The sequence below is a fragment of the Streptomyces sp. NBC_01478 genome (assembly GCF_036227225.1).
Taxonomy (GTDB): Bacteria; Actinomycetota; Actinomycetes; order Streptomycetales; family Streptomycetaceae; genus Streptomyces.
Genome location: NZ_CP109444.1, coordinates 7,505,924 through 7,521,355, shown reverse-complemented (window position 1 = coordinate 7,521,355; position 15,432 = coordinate 7,505,924). Strand labels below are relative to the sequence as shown.

General features: G+C 70.4%; 19 protein-coding genes. 7 read left to right on the top strand and 12 right to left on the bottom strand.

The features are described 5' to 3' along the window. Positions 1–126: 126 nt before the first annotated feature. Positions 127–825, top strand: a complete 699-nt coding sequence (locus tag OG223_RS34200) for an O-methyltransferase (RefSeq protein ID WP_329265624.1) — start codon at positions 127–129, stop codon at positions 823–825. Positions 826–935: 110 nt separating this feature from the next. Here OG223_RS34200 and OG223_RS34195 read toward each other — a convergent pair whose 3' ends face one another. Together OG223_RS34195 and OG223_RS34190 are read right to left on the bottom strand one after the other, a co-directional pair. Then, positions 936–1,103 carry a DUF3117 domain-containing protein gene (locus tag OG223_RS34195; RefSeq protein ID WP_003966491.1) on the bottom strand — a complete coding sequence of 56 codons (168 nt, stop codon included), beginning with the start codon at positions 1,101–1,103 and terminating at the stop codon, positions 936–938. Between the two features lie 144 nt (positions 1,104–1,247). Continuing rightward, positions 1,248–1,412 carry a hypothetical protein gene (locus tag OG223_RS34190; protein ID WP_329256878.1) on the bottom strand — a complete coding sequence of 55 codons (165 nt, stop codon included), beginning with the start codon at positions 1,410–1,412 and terminating at the stop codon, positions 1,248–1,250. Positions 1,413–1,478: 66 nt separating this feature from the next. Here OG223_RS34190 and OG223_RS34185 point away from each other — a divergent pair, with 66 nt between their 5' ends. Beyond that, a complete protein-coding gene (locus OG223_RS34185; RefSeq protein ID WP_329256875.1) occupies positions 1,479–2,282 on the top strand; it encodes an enoyl-CoA hydratase/isomerase family protein in 804 nt (267 codons plus the stop codon). Between the two features lie 75 nt (positions 2,283–2,357). On the opposite strand, the gene OG223_RS34180 is transcribed toward OG223_RS34185, so the two are convergent. Both OG223_RS34180 and OG223_RS34175 read right to left on the bottom strand, forming a co-directional pair. Continuing rightward, the gene (locus OG223_RS34180; protein ID WP_329256872.1) at positions 2,358–2,939 is read right to left on the bottom strand and encodes a DNA-3-methyladenine glycosylase I; all 582 of its coding nucleotides are present in this window, start codon (positions 2,937–2,939) and stop codon (positions 2,358–2,360) included. Then, positions 2,936–3,286 carry a DivIVA domain-containing protein gene (locus OG223_RS34175; RefSeq protein ID WP_329256869.1) on the bottom strand — a complete coding sequence of 117 codons (351 nt, stop codon included), beginning with the start codon at positions 3,284–3,286 and terminating at the stop codon, positions 2,936–2,938. The genes OG223_RS34180 and OG223_RS34175 overlap by 4 nt, the downstream gene beginning before the upstream one ends. Positions 3,287–3,421: 135 nt before the next feature. Here OG223_RS34175 and folP point away from each other — a divergent pair, with 135 nt between their 5' ends. Continuing rightward, a complete protein-coding gene (folP, locus tag OG223_RS34170) occupies positions 3,422–4,282 on the top strand; it encodes a dihydropteroate synthase (RefSeq protein WP_329256866.1) in 861 nt (286 codons plus the stop codon). Between the two features lie 109 nt (positions 4,283–4,391). On the opposite strand, the gene OG223_RS34165 is transcribed toward folP, so the two are convergent. After that, on the bottom strand, positions 4,392–5,150 hold the full coding sequence (locus OG223_RS34165; RefSeq protein ID WP_043674715.1) for a TIGR00730 family Rossman fold protein: 759 nt from the start codon (positions 5,148–5,150) through the stop codon (positions 4,392–4,394). Positions 5,151–5,227: 77 nt separating this feature from the next. Beyond that, positions 5,228–6,307, bottom strand: coding sequence for a succinyl-diaminopimelate desuccinylase (gene dapE / locus OG223_RS34160; RefSeq protein ID WP_329256862.1), 1,080 nt, complete (start codon positions 6,305–6,307; stop codon positions 5,228–5,230). 85 nt (positions 6,308–6,392) lie between these two features. Between dapE and OG223_RS34155 the strand changes: the two genes are divergently transcribed. After that, the gene (locus tag OG223_RS34155; protein ID WP_329256859.1) at positions 6,393–7,373 is read left to right on the top strand and encodes a heavy metal transporter; all 981 of its coding nucleotides are present in this window, start codon (positions 6,393–6,395) and stop codon (positions 7,371–7,373) included. 272 nt (positions 7,374–7,645) lie between these two features. Next, a complete protein-coding gene (locus OG223_RS34150) occupies positions 7,646–8,098 on the top strand; it encodes an ATP-binding protein (protein ID WP_329256856.1) in 453 nt (150 codons plus the stop codon). A 78-nt stretch (positions 8,099–8,176) separates the two neighbouring features. Here OG223_RS34150 and OG223_RS34145 read toward each other — a convergent pair whose 3' ends face one another. Beyond that, entirely contained in the window at positions 8,177–9,271 is a 1,095-nt protein-coding gene (locus OG223_RS34145; protein ID WP_329256853.1) for a bifunctional succinyldiaminopimelate transaminase/glutamate-prephenate aminotransferase, read from the bottom strand. A gap of 128 nt (positions 9,272–9,399) precedes the next feature. Continuing rightward, positions 9,400–9,720 (bottom strand): ferredoxin, encoded by a 321-nt coding sequence (gene fdxA / locus OG223_RS34140; protein ID WP_019058397.1) that lies wholly within the window; start codon positions 9,718–9,720, stop codon positions 9,400–9,402. A gap of 140 nt (positions 9,721–9,860) precedes the next feature. Between fdxA and OG223_RS34135 the strand changes: the two genes are divergently transcribed. Both OG223_RS34135 and OG223_RS34130 read left to right on the top strand, forming a co-directional pair. Beyond that, positions 9,861–10,892: a GNAT family N-acetyltransferase gene (locus tag OG223_RS34135; RefSeq protein WP_329256849.1), complete on the top strand. Its 1,032-nt coding sequence runs from the start codon at positions 9,861–9,863 to the stop codon at positions 10,890–10,892. Next, positions 10,889–11,761, top strand: a complete 873-nt coding sequence (locus tag OG223_RS34130) for a transglutaminase-like domain-containing protein (protein WP_329256847.1) — start codon at positions 10,889–10,891, stop codon at positions 11,759–11,761. The genes OG223_RS34135 and OG223_RS34130 overlap by 4 nt, the downstream gene beginning before the upstream one ends. Positions 11,762–11,894: 133 nt before the next feature. Here the strand turns inward: OG223_RS34130 and OG223_RS34125 are convergent, their stop codons facing one another. The 4 genes from OG223_RS34125 to OG223_RS34110 are packed head-to-tail and all read right to left on the bottom strand — an operon-like array spanning position 11,895 to position 15,392. Beyond that, a complete protein-coding gene (locus OG223_RS34125; RefSeq protein ID WP_329256844.1) occupies positions 11,895–12,509 on the bottom strand; it encodes a response regulator transcription factor in 615 nt (204 codons plus the stop codon). Next, positions 12,506–13,720 (bottom strand): sensor histidine kinase, encoded by a 1,215-nt coding sequence (locus OG223_RS34120; RefSeq protein WP_443073772.1) that lies wholly within the window; start codon positions 13,718–13,720, stop codon positions 12,506–12,508. Before OG223_RS34120 ends, OG223_RS34125 begins: the two co-directional genes overlap by 4 nt. Further along, positions 13,717–14,448 (bottom strand): ABC transporter permease, encoded by a 732-nt coding sequence (locus OG223_RS34115; protein WP_329256841.1) that lies wholly within the window; start codon positions 14,446–14,448, stop codon positions 13,717–13,719. The genes OG223_RS34120 and OG223_RS34115 overlap by 4 nt, the downstream gene beginning before the upstream one ends. Next, the gene (locus tag OG223_RS34110; RefSeq protein ID WP_329256838.1) at positions 14,445–15,392 is read right to left on the bottom strand and encodes an ABC transporter ATP-binding protein; all 948 of its coding nucleotides are present in this window, start codon (positions 15,390–15,392) and stop codon (positions 14,445–14,447) included. Before OG223_RS34110 ends, OG223_RS34115 begins: the two co-directional genes overlap by 4 nt. Positions 15,393–15,432 lie beyond the last annotated feature (40 nt).

Genomic DNA, 15,432 nt, shown 5'->3' with positions numbered 1-15,432 from the left:
CGGTGCGAGCCGACGCTCGTGCCCCTGCTCGGGCCGCTGCCCGACGTACTGATCCATCCTCATCCCCCGCTCTTCCCTCCGGCCGCGTCCCCCAGTGCATTCCTCCCCCTCTAAACGCCCGGTCCCATCAGCAGGTTCCCGGCACCAACGGATACAGTCACGCCCAGGCAACCACGGGGACAGGAGAGGGTCATTACCGGCAACCGGCAGACGAGCTGGGCGTTCGCCGACGCCTATGTCGCCGAGGACGAAGCACTGCGCTGGGCCCGTGACCGGGCCCGCGAGGCAGGGCTGCGCTCGGTGTCGCCCGGCACGGGCGCCGCGCTGCGGATGCTCGCCGCCACCGTGGACGCGAAGGCGGTGGCGGAGATCGGCACCGGGACCGGCGTCTCCGGAATGCATCTTCTGTACGGCATGCGGCCGGACGGGGTACTGACCACCGTCGACCCGGAGCCGGACCACCAGCAGTTCGCCCGTCAGGCCTTCCGCGCCTGCGGCTTCGCCAGCAACCGGGCCCGCTTCATCCCGGGCCGCGCCCTGGACGTCCTGCCCCGGCTCGCGGACGCCGGCTACGACCTGGTGTTCTGCGACGGCGACCGGCTGGAGTTCCTGGACTATCTCGCTGAATCGTTGCGCCTGCTGCGTACGGGTGGCCTGGTGGTCTTCGAGGGCGTCTTCGCCAACGGCCGCACCGTCGACTCGAGCCCCCAGCCCACCGAAGTCCTACGGCTGCGCGAGCTGCTCCGCGCCGTACGCGAGAGCCCGGAGCTGGTGCCGTCGCTGCTCCCGGTGGGCGACGGCCTGCTGTGCGCCGTCAAGCGCTAGGGCAGGACCCGGACAGTCCGTAGAGCCCCGTAGAACCCCGGGAAAGCAGCGACCCCGGCACCGTCTCGGGTGCCGGGGTGGCTGAAGGGGTATGGTCGCGTTCCGCCGCGTCAGCCGACGACCTTCTTGAGGGCGTCGCCCAGGGCGTCGGCCTCGTCAGGGGTCAGCTCGACGACGAGCCGACCGCCGCCTTCGAGCGGAACGCGCATGACGATGCCCCGCCCCTCCTTGGTCACCTCGAGCGGGCCATCGCCCGTCCGCGGCTTCATGGCCGCCATGCTCGTTCCCCTTCCTGAAACCAGCTCATCGTCGCCGACGGCCCCATGGAGGGCACGCGCGGCCCCTAATGAGACACGCGTCACCGGCATCGAACACATTGCTTCCAAGCCATTATCCCGCATCTCAGGACCCGATGACCAACATCAGTCGGCATCGCTTGCGCAACGCGCGCGAGCAAAACCACTCAATTCGCCGATGCGACTGCGATACTCCGCCGCCGCGGCGACCTCGGCCGACCCGATCCGGACCAGAATTCTTTGACGCAGGTCACACGTCCGGTCCGGTGCGCGGACGGTGATCTCCGCCATGCTGTCCTACGGACGTAGGGCGTACCGACCGGTACGCCGGGGCCGCGACACCTGAGGGGACACACCATGGCCGACACCGTGCTCTACGAGGTGAGCGACGGACTCGCGACGATCACGCTGAACCGCCCCGAGGCGATGAACGCGCTGAACATCGCGACCAAGGTCGCCCTCCGGGACGCGGTACAGGCCGCGGCGGACGACGACGCCGTACGGGCCGTGCTGCTGACCGCGGCCGGGGAGCGGGCGTTCTGCGTGGGCCAGGACCTCAAGGAGCACATCACGCTGCTGGAGTCCGACCGCAAGGCCGGGACCGGGGCCACCATGACCACGGTCAAGGAGCACTACAACCCCATCGTGCGGGCGCTGGCCGGGATGGCGAAGCCCGTGGTCGCCGGGGTCAACGGGGTGGCGGCGGGCGCCGGTTTCGGGCTCGCGCTGGCGGCGGACTACCGGGTCGTCGCGGACACGGCAGGCTTCAACACGTCCTTCGCGGGCGTGGCCCTGACCGCGGACTCCGGCATTTCCTGGACGCTGCCCCGTGTCGTCGGACCGGGCCGCGCCTCCGACCTGCTGCTGTTCCCGCGCACGATCAAGGCGCAGGAGGCGTACGACCTGGGGATCGCCAACCGTCTCGTCCCTGTGGGTGAGCTGCACGCCGAGGCCGAGAAGGTGGCCAGGCTGCTGGCCGACGGGCCGACGGTGGCGTACGCCGCGCTCAAGGAGTCGGTGGCGTACGGCCTCTCGCACACCCTGGAGGAGACGCTGGAGAAAGAAGACGAACTCCAGGCTCGGGCGGGCGCGTCGGAGGACCATGCGATCGCTGTCGAGGCCTTCGTCAACAAGGAGACGCCGAAGTATTTGGGCCGCTGAGTTCAGAACCTGCGGGTGGGTTGGGGCTGGTCGCGCTCACGCGGCGGAGCCGCACATTGATACAGCCCCGCCCCCTTACGGGGCGCTTCTCGCCACGCATGCTTCCAAGTGGTCGTTGACCAGTCCGCACGCCTGCATCAAGGCATACGCCGTCGTCGGGCCCACGAATTTCAGGCCCCGCTTCTTGAGGGCCTTCGACAGGGCCGTCGACTCGTCCGTGACCGCCGGGACGTCCCCGAGTGCCTTCGGGGCCGGGCCCGGCGCGGGGGCGTGGGACCAGATGAACTCGTCGAGTTCGCCCGGTGCCCAGTCGGCCAGCACGCGCGCGTTGGCGATCGTCGCGTCGATCTTGAGGCGGTTGCGGATGATGCCCGCGTCGAGGAGCAGGCGTTCGCGGTCGGTGTCCGTGAAAGCGGCGACCTTGGCGATGCGGAAGCCGTCGAACGCGGCCCGGAAGCCCTCGCGGCGGCGCAGGATCGTGATCCAGGAGAGACCCGACTGGAAGGCCTCCAGGCTGAGCCGCTCGTAGAGGGCGTCGTCGCCGTGGACCGGGCGGCCCCACTCCTCGTCGTGGTACGCGACGTAGTCCTCCGTGGACAGTCCCCAGGGGCAGCGCAGGGCGCCGTCCGGACCGGGGACGGCCGCGCCGTCGCTCACTGCTGGTCGCCTTCGGCCGGCTTCCGCATGGAGACGTGGGCGGTGGCCTGCGCGCCCGCCAGTGCGGACTCCAGGTCGGCGATCCGGGCGTCGCGCTCGGCGAGTTCGGCGGCGATACGGCTCAGCGCGTCGTCCACCTCGGCCATGCGGTAGCCCCGCGCGGCGAGCGGGAAGCGGAGGGTCTCGATGTCGGCGTGGTCGACCGGCCGGTCCTCCGGCAGCGGGTCGTCGAGGCGCTCGGGCGCGGCGTCGGGCAGCGGAGCGCTGTCGCCGCCGCCGATCACCGAGAGCGTCACGGCGCCGACCACGACGGCGAGCGCGACGACCAGGAACAGGAACATGAACATCGCTGGGGTCTCCACGGGCGTCGATGTCGGACGTGCCGAAGCCGAATGTGTCAGGGTCCGATCGTGCCATGCGACGCTGACAGTTAGGGTCACAGGCGGTTGAAGACCGGTATGTACGAAGAGAGGTCACAGGGGATGCTCAGGCTGGGCAGGCGTGAATTCGACGCGCACGAGCCGGTGATCATGGCGATCGTGAACCGGACCCCGGACTCCTTCTACGACCAAGGGGCCACGTTCCGCGACGAGCCCGCCCTCGCGCGCGTGGAGCAGGCGGTGGCCGAGGGCGCCGCCATCATCGACATCGGCGGCGTCAAGGCCGGCCCCGGCGAGGAAGTGACCGCCGACGAAGAGGCGCGGCGCACGGTCGGCTTCGTGGCCGAGGTGCGGCGGCGCTTCCCGGACGTGATCATCAGCGTCGACACCTGGCGGCACGAGGTCGGCGAGGCCGTCTGCGAGGTCGGCGCGGATCTCCTGAACGACGCGTGGGGCGGCGTCGATCCCCGGCTCGCGGAGGTCGCCGCGCGGTACGGCGTGGGGCTGGTGTGCACGCACGCGGGCGGTGCGGAGCCGCGTACACGGCCGCACCGGGTGGCGTTCGACGACGTCATGGCCGACATCCTGCGCGTGACCCTGGGTCTCGCCGAGCGGGCCGTTTCACTGGGGGTGCCCAGGGAGTCGGTGCTGATCGATCCCGGGCACGACTTCGGGAAGAACACCCGGCACAGTCTGGAGGCCACGCGGCGGCTCGGCGAGATGGTCGACACGGGGTGGCCGGTGCTGGTCTCGCTGTCCAACAAGGACTTCGTGGGCGAGACCCTCGACAAGCCGGTCAAGGAGCGGGTTGTCGGGACGCTCGCGACCACTGCCGTGTCGGCGTGGCTGGGGGCGCAGGTGTACCGGGTGCACGAGGTCGCGGAGACGCGGCAGGTGCTGGACATGGTGGCGTCGATTGCCGGGCATCGGCCTCCGGCGGTGGGCAGGCGGGGGCTGGCGTAAGTTTTTTCGCCCCCGCCGCCCCTACCCGTCCCGTCACTGGGGGCTGCCGCCCCCAGACCCCCGCTTCGGCCCTGACGGCCTCGTCCTCAAACGCCGGACGGGCTGGGAACTAACGTCCCGCTTCCTTCGAGACGAGGGCTACCGCCTCGTCCACGTCGTCCGTCACGTGGAACAGCAGCAGGTCCTTCTCCGACGCCTTGCCCTGGGCGATCAGCGTGTTCTTCAGCCAGTCGACGAGGCCGCCCCAGTACTCGCTCCCGAAGAGGACGATCGGGAAGCGTGTGACCTTCTGGGTCTGCACCAGGGTGAGCGCCTCGAAGAGTTCGTCGAGGGTGCCGAGGCCGCCGGGGAGGACCACGAAGCCCTGGGCGTACTTGACGAACATCATCTTGCGGACGAAGAAGTAACGGAAGTTCAGCCCGATGTCGACGTAGGCGTTGAGCCCCTGTTCGAAGGGCAGCTCGATGCCGAGGCCGACGGAGATGCCCTTGGCCTCCAGAGCGCCCTTGTTGGCCGCCTCCATGGCGCCGGGGCCGCCGCCGGTGATCACGGCCCACCCGGCCTCCACGAGGGCGTGTCCGAGCCGTACGCCCGCCTCGTACTCCGGTGAGTCCGGCTTGGTGCGGGCCGAGCCGAACACGCTGATCGCGGGCGGCAGTTCGGCCAGCGTGCCGAAGCCCTCGATGAACTCCGACTGGATGCGCAGAACGCGCCACGGGTCGGTGTGGACCCAGTCCGAGGGGCCGCCCGCGTCCAGGAGGCGCTGGTCGGTCGTGCTCGCGGTCACCTGGCCGCGCCGCCGGAGGACCGGTCCCAGGCGCTGCTCCTCCGGTGGCTGCTGCTTGCCCTCGGGGTTGCCTGTAGCCATGTGCGCTCCCTCCACTTGCAGGTGTTTCGTACTTCAGCGTAGGTCTACGCGGGTTACGGAGGGGGGACATACGGATGTCAGGCGGTGAGCCAGTCCCGCAGCCGCCGCTCCGCCTCGGGGATGAGAGCCGCCTCGACCCTCTCGTCCACCTTGTGGGCGAGGAGTTGGGCACCCGGGCCGTAGTTCACGGCGGGCACGCCGAGCGCGCTGAAGCGGGCCACGTCGGTCCAGCCGAACTTGGGGCGGGCCTCGCCGCCGACGGCCGCCATGAAGGCGGCGGCGGCCGGGTGGGTCAGGCCGGGGCGGGCCCCTCCGGTGTGGTCGTCGACGACGAACTCGTCGACCCCGCAGTCGGCGAAGTAGTCCCGCACGAACGCCTCCGCCTCCTCCTCGCTGCGGTCGGGCGCATAGCGGAAGTTGACAACAAGGGTGCACGCGTCGGGGATGACGTTCGTGGCCACTCCCCCCTCGACGCGCACCGCGTTGAGGCCCTCGTGGAACTGAAGGCCGTCCACCACGGGCGTGCGGGGCTCGTACGCGGCGAGCTTGGCCAGCGCCCGCGAGGCCGCGTGGATCGCGTTGGAGCCCATCCACGCGCGCGCGGAGTGCGCTCGTTCTCCCTTGAACTTCAGGAACACCCTGAGCGTGCCCTGGCAGCCGCCCTCGACCTGCCCGTCCGTCGGCTCCAGGAGGACCGCGAAGTCGCCCTCCAGCCACTCCGGATGAGCCTCCGAGACGTGCTTGAGGCCGTTGAGGTGGGCGGCGACCTCCTCGTTGTCGTAGAAGACGAAGGTCAGGTCGCGGTTGGGGGCCAACACCGTTGCCGCGATGCGGAGTTGGACGGCCACTCCGGACTTCATGTCGCAGGTGCCGCAGCCCCACAGGACGCCGTTCCCGTCGAGCCGTGAGGGGACGTTGTCGGCGATCGGGACCGTGTCGATGTGGCCCGCCAGGACGACGCGTTCGGTGCGTCCGAGGCTGGTGCGCGCGACGACGTTGTTGCCGTACCGGTCGACCCTCAGGTGCGGCAGGGCGCGCAGCGCGGTCTCGATCGCGTCCGCGAGGGGCTTCTCGCTGCCGCTCTCCGAGGGGAAGTCGACGAGCTGCGCGGTGAGCCGTGCGGCGTCCAGCGTGAGGTCAAGCGGGGTGTCGGCCATGGCGTCGACCCTAACGCGAAGGGCCTCTCCACCGTTTGTCCACACCCGGCGCAGCGGTAACAGGAGCCTCCGCTACCTTGTGGGGATGCTGCAGTCCCCCACCCCCAAGAAGCGTCGACGCGGCCGCCTCTTCCGATTCGCCTCGGCCTTCGTGGTGCTGCTCGCGGTCGCGGGCTATCTGGTCGTCCAGTACGTCACCGGCGGCCGGGGGGGTCCCGGCTGCAAGGTGGTCTCCGGCAAGGACGACGGCCAGGAGTACGAGTTCTCGCAGGAGCAGACGATGAACGCGGCGACGATCGCCGCCGTCGGCACCGGGCGCGGGATGCCGGCGCGGGCCGTCACGATCGCGCTCGCGACCGCCCTCCAGGAGTCGCAGCTCGTCAACATCCAGCACGGCGACCTGGATTCGCTCGGCCTGTTCCAGCAGCGGCCCTCGCAGGGCTGGGGCACCAAGAAGGAGATCCTGGACCCGACGTACGCGGCGGGCGTCTTCTACGAGCACCTGGCCAAGGTGGACGACTACCGGAAGCTCCCCCTCACCGTCGCCGCGCAGCGCGTGCAGCGCAGCGGTTACCCGGAGGCGTACGCCAAGCACGAGCCCGAGGCCACGCTGCTGTCCGCCGCCCTCACGGGGCAGGCGGCCGCCACGCTGACCTGCCAGGGCCTCCCGGACACCACGCGGGCGGCCGTCGGTCCGGACGCCGTACGGGCCGCGCTGGTACGGGACTTCGGGCGCACGGTGCTGAAGGAGACGGGCGCGGAGGTGACCGCGGGCTCGACGTCCGGGGGCAAGAGCAAGGCCGAGTCCAAGTCCACGCCGGCTCCCAGCGCGAGTGCGACGGGCGGGAGCAGCACGGTGACCCTGCCGGTGAAGTCCGGCAGCACTCGGACCGGCTGGCAGCTCGCGCACTGGGCGGTGGCCAACTCCTCGGAGCTGCACATCGAGCGCGTGTCGTACGCCGGCCGCGAGTGGGCCGCCGGCAGCGCGGACGACCCGTGGCACTCGACCGACACGAAGGCGTCCGGCGGGGTCAGCATCGTGACCGAGCGGCAGGTCGGGCAGTAGTACGGGTCCTCACCCGTAGGGGTTATGCGTGGTCGATCCGGGGCCGGGTGTGGTCGGGTTTTCACGCGGTCGTCCTCGTGTGCGCCGAAGTCCTTGAGAACAAAGGGCTGCGGGCATTCCGCAGGCTTTCACACCGGGCGCTCTTTGTCCGTTTTTATCCGTAGCTGATAATGCGACGCATTGCCAACTCTTTACGTTGCCGCTCCGCAACCTTCGCGCGCTTCGAGCGGTAGTCACTGCGTCCGAGCCCGGAGATCAACACAAGGAGCATCATGTCCCTCCCCCTGACCCGCCGGATCGCCCGTGCCGCGCTGCTCGTCGCAGCGGGAGCGGCAGCCGGGGTCGGTGCGGCCGGCTCCGCCAGTGCGGCCCCCTCCCTGCCGGCCACCCCGAACCTGGGCGCGCTGACCGCCCTGGACGGGGCGAGCGTCGGCAACACGGTCGACGGTGCGAGCCAGAACGTCACGGGGGCCGCCGGCAAGTCCGGTGGCCAGACGCTGGAGAAGGCGGTGCCGGCCGCTGGCAAGACCGGTGGGAAGGTTGCCAAGACGGTGGCTCCGGCCGCGCAGCATGTCGCCGGGGACACGGCCGGCCAGGCCGGAGGTCTGCTCGGTGACACCGCCAAGACCGCCACGGCGGGTGGCGGGCTGCCGACGGACGCGGTCACCAAGGGTGGCTTGCCCACGGCTCAGGAGCTGCCGTTGAAGGGGTTGCCGCTCGGCTAAGCGGCCTGTGCTGAAGGGGTCCAGGGTGTTTCCCTGGACCCCTTTCGCGTTTGTACGCCCCTAAAGACCAAAAGACCTTCAGCTCAGCCTGTTTACAGCCTCACGTACTCGCTCGTCCGTTGCCGTAAGGGCTACCCGTACGAATTTCTCGCCCGCTTCTCCGTAGAAGTCGCCCGGCGCCACCAAAATGCCCAGGTCGGCTAGGTGGGCCACCGTGGTCCAGCAGGACTCGTCCCTCGTTGCCCACAAGTAGAGGCTGGCCTCGCTGTGTTCGATGCGGAAGCCGTGGGACACGAGGGCATCGCGCAGCAGGGTGCGGCGGGCCTGGTAGCGCTCGCGTTGTTCCTGGACGTGGGTGTCGTCGGCCAGGGCCGCCACCACCGCCGCCTGGGTCGGGGCCGAGGTCATCATGCCGCCGTGCTTGCGGATCTCCAGGAGGGGGGCGAGGACCGCCGGGTCGCCGGCCAGGAAGGCCGCGCGGTAGCCCGCGAGGTTCGAGCGCTTGGAGAGGGAGTGGACCGCGACGATCCCGTCGTAGGAACCGCCGTTGACATCCGGGTGGAGGACCGAGACCGGGTCGGCCTCCCAGCCCAGTTCGAGGTAGCACTCGTCGGAGAAGATCAGGATGCCGTGCTCGCGGGCCCAGGCGACGATCCGGGTCAGCTCGTCCTTGCCCAGCACCCTGCCGGTCGGGTTCGAGGGCGAGTTGAGCCAGAGGAGCTTCAGGCCCTCGGGGTTCAGGGTCGTCGGGTCGTCGTAGACCTCGTAGTCCGCGCGGGCCAGGCGGGCGCCCACCTCGTACGTCGGGTAGGCCAGGCGGGGGTAGGCGACCCGGTCGCCGGGGCCGAGGCCCAGTTGGGTGGGGAGCCAGGCGACGAGTTCCTTGGAGCCGACGATCGGGAGGACGTGGCGGTGGGTCACGTCCCGGGCTCCGAGGCGGCGCTCCACCCAGCCGGTGATCGCGTCGCGCAGGGCCGGGGTGCCCCAGACCGTGGGGTAGCCGGGCGAGTCGGCCGCGTCGATCAGGGCCTTCTGGATCAGGTCGGGGACCGGGTCCACCGGGGTGCCGACCGACAGGTCGACGATGCCGTCCGGGTGTGCCGTCGCCGTCTTCTTGTACGGCTCCAGCTTGTCCCAGGGGAAGGTGGGGAGGCGGTCGGTGACTGCGGACACGGTTACTCGCTCACTTTCTTCGGTGCGCCCGGTACGCCCGGTACGGCAAACGCCTCGGCCCCGTACGGCGACCGGGGCGATCTGGCCGTACGGGACCGAGGCGGCGCGCGCGTCTGTGCGGGCCGCTCTTACTGGTTCTGCGGCGGCAGCGCGGCGACGAAGGGGTGGTCGCGCTCGATCAGGCCCAGCTTGCTGGCGCCGCCCGGGGAGCCGAGCTCGTCGAAGAACTCGACGTTCGCCTTGTAGTAGTCCTTCCACTCCTCGGGAGTGTCGTCCTCGTAGAAGATCGCCTCGACCGGGCACACCGGCTCACAGGCTCCGCAGTCGACGCATTCGTCCGGGTGGATGTACAAGGACCGGGAGCCCTCGTAAATGCAGTCGACCGGGCACTCCTCGATGCACGCCTTGTCCTTGACGTCGACACAAGGCTGCGCGATGACGTAGGTCACGCTGTCGTTCCTCCTCGATAGGGCGCTGGCGGGCCTCCGTAGGCTCCGCCGCCAGGCGCGCTGGAGCGCGGCGTCGTCCATGCCCGCACCTAGTATCTCCGTTCCGGGGCGTGATCCATACAGGAGGGGTGAACTGACCTGTGGAAATCTCTGCGGCTGGACGTCTTGAGGTCCGGATCACCGCTGCTGACGTGGGCAAACGGGTCTCCGTCCGGCGCTTGAACGATGCTGAAGACACGACGGAGAAGTTCACCGACACGGTGGGTGTTCTCACATCATGGGACAGCGGTGTGCTGACGATCACACGGAAGGGTGGGGAATCCGTGCGTATTTCGGAATCCTCGCTGGTGGCGGGCAAGATCGTACCGGCCGCTCCGGCCCGTCGGCGGGGACCTTCCGCCACCTACAGGGAGGTGGCGCAGGTCTCCTCGCGCGGCTGGCAGCCGGTGGAGAGCGAGCGCCTCGGCGAGTGGGAGCTGCGCGCCGCCGCCGGATTCACCCGGCGCGCCAACTCCGCGCTGCCGCTCGGCGATCCCGGCCTGCCCCTCGACGCGGCCCTCACCGCCGTACGACGGTGGTACGGCGACCGCGGCCTGCCCGCGTACGTCCAGACCGCGACCGGCGCCGAGGGCACCCAGGAGCTGCTCTGCGCCGAGTTGGAACAGCGCGGCTGGACCCGTGAGGTGACCGCCGAGCTGTGGGTCGGGGCGCTGGCCCCGGTCGCCGACCGGGCCGACGCGTCCGGGGTCGTCCTGTCCCGGGCGGCCGACGAGGCGTGGCTGAACCGCTATCACCGCAAGGGGGTGAGCGAGGTGGCTCTGAAGGTGCTGGGCAGCGGGCCCTCGGTGTGGTTCGCGACGGTCCCCGGCGAGGGCCCGGATGCGGCTCCCGCGGCCATCGGGCGGTGTGTCGTCGACGGGCGGTGGGCCGGTTTCGGCGCCGTCGAGGTGGATCCGGCGCTACGGCGGCGGGGGCTGGCCTCGCTCGTCATGGCCGCGTTGGCCTCGCGGGCGCTGGACGAGGGGGCGTCGGCCGCGTGGTTGCAGGTCGAGGCGGACAACGTGGGGGCGCGGGCGCTGTACACCGGGATGGGGTTCGGGGCGCATCACGCCTATCACCACTATCGCGGCCCCGTGGATTCTGATGGTTCCGGCCCGCACGGATCGTCGTGAGGGGGTACGAGTTCGCCATGCCCGGCCCCTGTCCCCCGTCGCCCGCGCGGGCAGCCGAGGTGCGTCGGCTGTTCGCCGAGGAGGCTCGGTCCGAACGGCCCGATCTTGCGGCGCTGTGCCTGCTGGTGGGGGCTGCGGCGGACGGGGCGTTGGACGACACGGGCATCGACTCGGCGCAGGCCGAACTGGACCGGCTGGCGGGGCAGTTGCCGTTCCGGCCTGGCGGGCCCTCGGCCTGGGCGAGCGCCCTGCGTCAACTCCTCGGTGTCCGCTTCGAGTTCCGCGGTACGCCCGGCGACTACCAGCGGCTGCAGTCCTCGCTGCTGCACGAAGTACTGCGGCGGCGGCGCGGGTTGCCGATCCTGTTGTCCGTGGTGTGGATGGAGGTCGCTCGGCGGGCGGGGGCTCCGGTGTACGGGGTCGCCTTGCCCGGGCACTTCGTGGTGGGGTTCGGGGCGGCGGAGGAGCAGGTGCTGGCCGATCCCTTCGATGGGGGGCGGGTGTTGGCGAGGGGTGATGCGGAGTTGTTGGTGGCGGGGGCGACGGGAGCTTCGCTGGAGCCCTCGATGCTTGTGCCCGCGGCGCCCTTGGAGGTTGTTTCTCGGGTCCTGAACAACATTCGGGCGTGGGCTGCGGCTCGGCCTGAGCGGTCGGATGTGGCCCTGTGGGCCGTCGAGTTGGCGTTGGTGTTGCCGTCTCATGCGGCTCGGTTGCGGTATGAGCGGGCTCAACTGCTGGTTCAGCGGGGGGATTTCCTCACCGGGGCGGCTGAACTGGATGCGTATGCCGAGGTGGTGGCGGTTGTGGATGAGCCTGCTGCTGATCGGGTGCGGGGGCAGGCGCAATCGGCTCGGGCTATGTTGAACTGACTTGCGCCTATTCGCCGTTGGAGCTTTGGCTGTCTTGCGTCTGATGGCGCGTTGGAGCTGGTCGCGCCCACGCGGCGGAGCCGCAAATAGATACAGCCCCGCGCCCCTAAGGGAGATGCCGCCGGCCTGCGTTTTACAGCCAGCCCTTCTCTCTCGCGATCCGCACCGCCTCTGCCCTGTTCCGTACCGCCAACTTCTGGATCGCCGTCGACAGATAGTTGCGGACCGTCCCCTGCGACAAATGCAGGGCCTTCGCCAGCTCCGCGTTCGTGGAACCGTCCGCCGCCGCCCGCAAAACCTCGCGCTCCCTGTCGGTCAAAGGGTTCGCGCCCTCCGCCAGAGCCGCTGCCGCCAAGGTCGGGTCGATGACCCTCTCCCCTGCCAGGACTTTCCTTACCGCTTCGGCCAGTTGGGCCGCCGGGGCGTCCTTGACCAGGAACGCGTCCGCGCCCGCTTCCATCGCGCTGCGGAGGTAGCCGGGGCGGCCGAAGGTCGTGAGGACGACCAGCTTCACCTCGGGGAACGCCTTGTGGACCTGGGCCGCCGCCTCGATGCCCGTGCAGCCCGGCATCTCGATGTCGAGGAGGGCCACGTCCACGGTGTGCTGCCGTACCGCCGCCAACACCTCGTCGCCGCGCGCGACTTGGGCGACGACCTCGATGTCGTCCTCCAGGCCGAGCAGTGCGGCCAGTGCCTCGCGGACCATCGACTGGTCCTCGGCGAGGAGGACCTTGATCGTACGGCTCATGCGGGCGATCCTACGTCCGCCGAGGTGAGCGGAGTGCCCGCCGGCACCCTCGCGACCAGCCGGAAGCCGTGTTTGAGGCGGGTCGTCTCCAGGGAGCCGCCGATCTTCTCCAGGCGCTCGCCGAGGCCCGTCAGGCCGTTGCCGGGGCCCTTGCCCGAGCCGCCCGAGCCGTTGTCCTCGACGGAGAGTTCGAGTACCGGGCCGTCCAGGGTGTGGCGTCGGACCAGTTCCGCCACGCAGCGCTGGGCGCCGCTGTGCCGTACGACGTTCGTGATCGCCTCGCGCAGGGCCCAGGCCAGGGCCGACTCGCTGTTCTCGGACACGGCGGTCAGGTCTGGTTCCGCGGGGAGGTCCGCGATGACTCCCGCCGCCGTCAACGCGACCTGTGCGCCCGCCAGTTCGCCGGCCAGGCGGGGGCGGCGGTAGCCGGTGACCGCCTCGCGGACGTCCACCAGGGCCTGGCGGCTGACCTGTTCGATGTCGGCGACCTGCTGGGCCGCCTTGTCGGGGTGGTCGGGGAGCATCCGGCCGGCCAGCTCGCTCTTCAGTGTGATCAGGGAGAGGGAGTGGCCGAGCAGGTCGTGCAGGTCTCGGGCCAGGCGCAACCGCTCCTCGTTCGCCGCCAGTTGGGCGACCGTGGCCCTCGCCTTGCGCAACTCGACCGTCGTGCGCACCAGTTGCCGTACGCCCGTCATGGAGTAGCCCACCAGCAGCACGATCAGGAACAGCCCCCAGGCGTCGTCCAGGTCGTCGACGAACCAGCCCGCCAGCATCATCGCGGCGGTGGTCAGCGGGATCGTCCAGTACGCGGCGGTCAGGGGGAGGGTGACCCCGCAGGTGACGGAGACGTAGACGAAGAGGCCGAGCCAGGGGTGGCCGAGGCTGAGGGTCAGCGCGACGGCCAGGACCCACAGCACGGCGACCATGGCGCCGACGAGCCAGCCGGAGTAGGCGCGGCCCATGGTGCGGAAGACGACCGCCAGGTAGGTCCCGGTGAAGGCCACCAGGCCCACCCAGCCGGCCGTCGTGGCCGCGGTGGTGTGGTGGCCGGCCAGCAGGTCCTGCACGGGCGCGCCGAGGAAGACCAGCCAGGGCAGGATCCACACCAGCTTGCGCAGCAGCTCGCTCCGGTTGCGGGGCGGCTGTCCGATCCGGATCAGCCGCTCCACCCTGGCCTTCTCCGGCAGCGGGTCCTCGGTCATCGCGCTCACGCCTTCAGCGTGTCCTTCCGGTACAGCCACGCCGCCCCGCCCGCGAACAGGGCGAAGTAGACGACGAGGAGGGTGACGTCCTTGGCGTGGGGCGACTGGCTCTGCTCGATCGCCTGCCCCAGCGCAGCGTACGCGTGCGTGGGCAGCCACTTCGCGATGTCCTGGAGCCAGGTCGGGAAGGTCGTGGACGGGAACCAGAGGCCGCCGAGGATCGACAGGCCGAAGTAGACGATCATCGTGATCGGGCGGACCGCGTCCCCGCTGGCGAGGTATCCGATGGCCACGCCGAGCGCCGCGAAGACCAGGCTGCCCGCCCAGATCGCGCCGGTCAGCGCGAGCCACTGCCAGGCGTCCAGCCGTACGTCCTTCAGCACCGCGGCGACGATGAAGACGACCACGATCGACGGCAGGCTGACGACCGCGGCGCTGGCGGTCTTGGCGAGGACGTAGCCGCGCCCGGGCAGCGGGGTCAGCCTCAACTGCCGTACCCAGCCGTTCTCGCGCTCCTTGGCGATGCGCTCGCTGTTGCCCATCAGGACGGCGGTCAGAGCGCCGAAGGAGGCCATGGAGACCATGACGTACTTCGCGATGCTCAGGCCGGTGCCGTCGACCGTGCCCGTCTGGTTGGAGACGAGCAGGAAGATGACGGAGGGGTAGATCACCGAGAAGAACAGGAACTTGCGGTTGCGCAGGGCGCGGGTGAGTTCCAGTTTGATCAGGCTGTTCATGACTGCTTGGCCTCCTCGGCGGTGGTGATGGCGACGAAGGCCTGCTCCAGGCCGAGTCCGGCGACTTCGAGGTTGCGGGGGTAGACGCCGAGGCCGTAGAGCGCGTGGACGGTCGCGTCGGCGTCGGTGGACTGGATGCGGATCGTCTGGCCGGACCCCGCGGCGGAGCCGCTTTTTGACACTGTGACGGAGGTCAGGAAGGGGAGGGACCGGATCGGTGCCTCGTCGATCTCGCCGTCCAGGTCGAAGGCGATCCGGCGGGCGCCCGCCTTCGCCTTGATCTCGGCGGAGGTGCCGTCGGCGAGCAGCCTGCCGCGGTGCAGGACCAGCACGCGGTCCGCGATGGCGTCGGCCTCTTCGAGGTAGTGGGTGGCGAAGAGGACCGTACGGCCCTGGTCGGCCTGTTCGCGCATGGTGGCCCAGAAGGCCTGCCGGGCGGAGACGTCCATGCCGGTGGTCGGTTCGTCGAGGACGATCAGGTCGCTGTCACCGGCGGTCGCGAGGGCGAAGCGGACGCGCTGGGCCTGGCCGCCGGAGAGCTTGTTGACCTTGCGGTCGGCGATCTGCGCGATGCCCGCGCGGGCGATCACGTCGGCGACCTTGTACGGCTTCGGGTGCAGGTCGCAGGCCAGCTTGACCAGTTCACCGACCGTGACCTCGTCCATCAGCCCGCCGCTCTGCAGCATCGCGCCCACCCGCCCGGCGACGATCGCCTCGCGGGGGCTGGTGCCGAAGACGCTGACCTTGCCGGTGTCGGCCTGCTTGAGGCCGAGGAGCAGATCGAGGGTGGTCGACTTGCCGGCCCCGTTCGGACCCAGCAGGGCCACCGTCTCCCCCGGGTGCAGCACGAGCGAGAGCCCGTCGACGGCCCGGACGCTGCCGTAACTCTTGCTCACCTGGTCGAACCCGACCACCGGGGTGGTCGTCGCCGTTGTTGTCGTCATGACATCCATCGTGGCCGCCGGGGGCCGGTGCCCGGCAGTG